General features: G+C 61.1%; 5 protein-coding genes. All 5 read left to right on the forward strand.

The window, feature by feature from the left end:
* The coding region (locus tag BFV97_RS17230; protein ID WP_157888365.1) for a M23 family metallopeptidase at positions 1–446 on the forward strand (446 nt) is incomplete at its 5' end.
* Positions 447–466: 20 nt separating this feature from the next.
* A complete protein-coding gene (locus BFV97_RS17235; protein ID WP_069301625.1) occupies positions 467–919 on the forward strand; it encodes a DUF411 domain-containing protein in 453 nt (150 codons plus the stop codon).
* Positions 920–929: 10 nt separating this feature from the next.
* Positions 930–1712, forward strand: a complete 783-nt coding sequence (locus BFV97_RS17240; RefSeq protein ID WP_090270173.1) for a ZIP family metal transporter — start codon at positions 930–932, stop codon at positions 1710–1712.
* A gap of 3 nt (positions 1713–1715) precedes the next feature.
* Positions 1716–2192: a signal peptidase II gene (lspA, locus tag BFV97_RS17245; protein WP_069301626.1), complete on the forward strand. Its 477-nt coding sequence runs from the start codon at positions 1716–1718 to the stop codon at positions 2190–2192.
* 45 nt (positions 2193–2237) lie between these two features.
* A partial coding sequence (lnt, locus tag BFV97_RS17250; RefSeq protein WP_245667801.1) for an apolipoprotein N-acyltransferase occupies positions 2238–3412 on the forward strand: 1175 nt, incomplete at its 3' end.

The following is a 3412-nucleotide window of genomic DNA, read 5'->3' on the forward strand; positions in this document are numbered from 1 at the left end:
CGGTCTTCGGGCAGCGCAAGCATCCGATCTACGGCAATATGCGGATGCATACAGGCGTCGACTACGCTGCCGCTGCGGGGACGCCTGTGGCGGCCACCGCGCCCGGACGGGTCTCCTTCATCGGATGGCGGAGCGGGTATGGCCGGGTGGTCGAGATCACGCACGGGTCCGATACCATGACCCGCTATGCGCACCTCAGCGCTGTGCCGGAGGGTCTGGCCGTCGGAAACCGCGTGGTCGCGGGCGAAACGATTGGCCAGGTCGGTGAGACAGGCACGGCGACAGCTCCGAACCTTCACTACGAAGTGCGCGTGGACGGTCGACCCATCGATCCGCTCGGGGAGGAATTGCTCGCCTCTGCGGAAAATTTCGACACTGCGGATGCCACTGAAATCCTTGAAGAGACGCGCACACGGTTCGCGACCTTTCTTCGCGAAGACACATGACTGATTTGAAAGGAATTCCGATGAAAAACAGGTTTCAAACCTTGGCCGCTGCGACCCTCATGATTGCTGCCGCGACGGCAGTAACCGCCCAGACCGCTATCCACGTCGGAAAGACGCGCGGCTGCGGTTGTTGCCTTGCCTGGATGGAAAAGCTGTCCGATGCCGGGTTCGCTCCTGAAGGTGAGAATATGGGCGGGGCGTTGATCCGTCTGAAGATGGACCGCGGTATTCCCGTCGATATGTTTTCCTGTCACACGGCGACCGTCGAAGGCTACACCATCGAGGGTCACGTTCCGCCAGCCGATATTACTCGACTGCTTGAAGAACGTCCCGATGCCATAGGCCTGGCCGTGCCCGGCATGCCCATCGGCTCGCCCGGCATGGATTTCGGCGACGATGCCGAAGCCTACGATGTCTTTCTGGTGAAATCCGACGGCTCCACTGAGATCTTTTCGTCCTATCCGGCGAGTTAAAGTGGAGCAAATCACAACACTCTCACCAGTCGCACTGGGCTTTCTAGGCAGCCTGGCCGCCGGTCTCATGACCGCCGTCGGGGCGACGCCCGTACTTCTCGGCAAGACCCCGTCACGCAAATGGCGCGATATTTCGCTCGGCTTTGCCGCCGGGGTCATGCTTGCCGCGTCTTTCTTTTCTCTCATCATACCGGCACTCGACGCAGCGGAGGGCCGATACGGGGATGGCGCGATACCGGCGCTGATCGTCTGTGCTGCGATCCTGATGGGCATGGGCGCGGTCGCCATGATGAACGAAATGATCCCGCATGAGCATTTCAGCAGCGGGCGCGAAGGCCCGGAGGCGGTCTCGCTGCGCCGTGTCTGGCTCTTCATCATCGCCATCACGATCCACAATGCGCCGGAGGGTCTGGCCGTCGGCGTTGCGTTCGGAGCTGATGGTTTTACAGGCGGATTTCCCGTCGCTCTCGGGATCGGATTGCAGAATGCGCCTGAAGGGCTGGCTGTTGCAGTCGCCCTACTGGGCGAGCGATACTCGGCGGGCCGTGCGTTCGGCATCGCGGCACTGACCGGTCTGGTCGAACCCGTCACGGGCTTTCTCGGTGCCGCGGTGATCGTCGTGGCGCAGCCTCTCTTGCCCTGGGGTCTGGCTTTTGCGGCGGGCGCGATGCTTTACGTCATCAGCCACGAGATCATCCCGGAAACCCATCGCAGCGGCCACCAGAAGCAGGCGACGACCGGGCTCGCGATCGGCCTCGTCGTCATGCTGTTCCTAGATGTCTGGTTGGGGTGATTCATGGCAATTCGTTCCATTGGCATTTGTGCAGCTGTCGCGGCACTTGCCGCCGATCAGGCATCGAAGGCGTTCGTGCTTGCGAACGCAGAAGCGCTCGCCCCCGGCGTCGCTGTATTCCCCGGCTTCAACCTGATCTTCCACCGCAACTACGGCGTGACCTTCGGGTTCTTTCAGAATGTGCCGTGGTGGGTCCTTGCATTGGTCGCCACCACCATCGTCCTGTTTCTTGCCGTCTCGCTGATCCGGGCAACGCGGGCAGCCGAGGCGGTTGCCTACGGCATGGTGATCGGCGGCGCTCTTGGGAATATCGTCGATCGTCTTCGCTTTGGAGGGGTGACCGATTTTCTGAATTTCTATCTCGGAACGGCGCATTGGCCAGCGTTCAACCTCGCGGATGTCTTCGTGGTCTGCGGCGTCGGGATTTTGCTGATCTTCTCGGGGCGCGAAAAGGTCGCTGCGTCCGAAACCTCAAGATAGATCTCGGTGATTTCAATCGGCATCACTGTTCTCCGCATTTCCAGAATGTCAGGTATCATCCTCACATTCTGTGCATTCGGTCTCGGCGCTTTGGCGGTTCTCGCTCTGCCACCATTCTCGATGCCGGTGCTTTTGCCCGTCGCGTTTGGCGCGCTGTATCTCCTCACGGTCGGAGAGAGCCGCATGCGGGCCGGACTTGCCGGATGGGCGTTCGGCGTGGGCTTCTTCCTGTTCGGATTGTCCTGGATCGCGGAGAGCTTTTTCGTCGACGCGGAGCGGTTCGGCTGGATGGCCGTTCCTGCGGTGGCTGGACTGGCCGCCGGCCTTGCGCTGTTCCCGGCGGCGGCAATGGCAGCGTTCGCATGGAGCAGGACGAAAGGTGTCTCCGGCGCATTGATCTTCGCGGTCTGCTGGTCGGTTTCTGAATGGCTGCGCGGCACCATGCTGACAGGCTTCCCCTGGAACCTGATTGCCTATGCATGGGCCGACTACGATATTCCACGCCAAATGGCCGCATGGGTTGGCAGCTACGGACTTGGCCTCCTCACAGTTCTGCTGTCGGTCCTGCCCGTAACGCTCCTCATGCGGAATCGTCGGCAAAATGCGTTCGCCGCATTTGTTTTCATGTCGGTGGTGGGGGGTGCCGGAACCCTCGGTACGGTTCGCCTTATGGCCACCACACCGCCAACAGACACAACCGTCAGGATCGTTCAGGGAAACATTCCTCAGACGGAGAAATGGGACCCCGCGTTCCGCGGCCGGAACATATCCCGCTATCTGGATCTGTCCGCGCAGTCTGGCAGGTTTAACGTCCTTCTCTGGCCCGAAAGTGCATTTCCCGGCTATCTTGATGAGAATCCTGGAATGCTGGATCGGATTGCTGACCGTCTGCCTGAAGGCAGCGTTCTACTGACCGGCGCCCAGACGCGAGAGCCGGGCGGGACGGGCACACGCTATCGAAATTCGATCCTCGCGGTCGATCAGACCGGACGGATCGTCACGCGATACTCCAAGCATCATCTCGTGCCGTTCGGGGAATATGTTCCCTTGCGGGGTTTTCTTCCGATCCAGCGACTGACCGCAGGGCTTGGGGACTTCACGCCCGGTCCCGGCCCCCAGACCGTTGAGCTACCCGGTTTATCTCCGGTCGGCCTTTCGATCTGCTACGAGGCCATTTTTCCGGGACGCGTCGTAGACGCCGCTTCGCGTCCGGACTGGAT

It is taken from the genome of Neptunicoccus sediminis (assembly GCF_001719615.1).
Classification (GTDB): Bacteria; Pseudomonadota; Alphaproteobacteria; order Rhodobacterales; family Rhodobacteraceae; genus Amylibacter; species Amylibacter sediminis.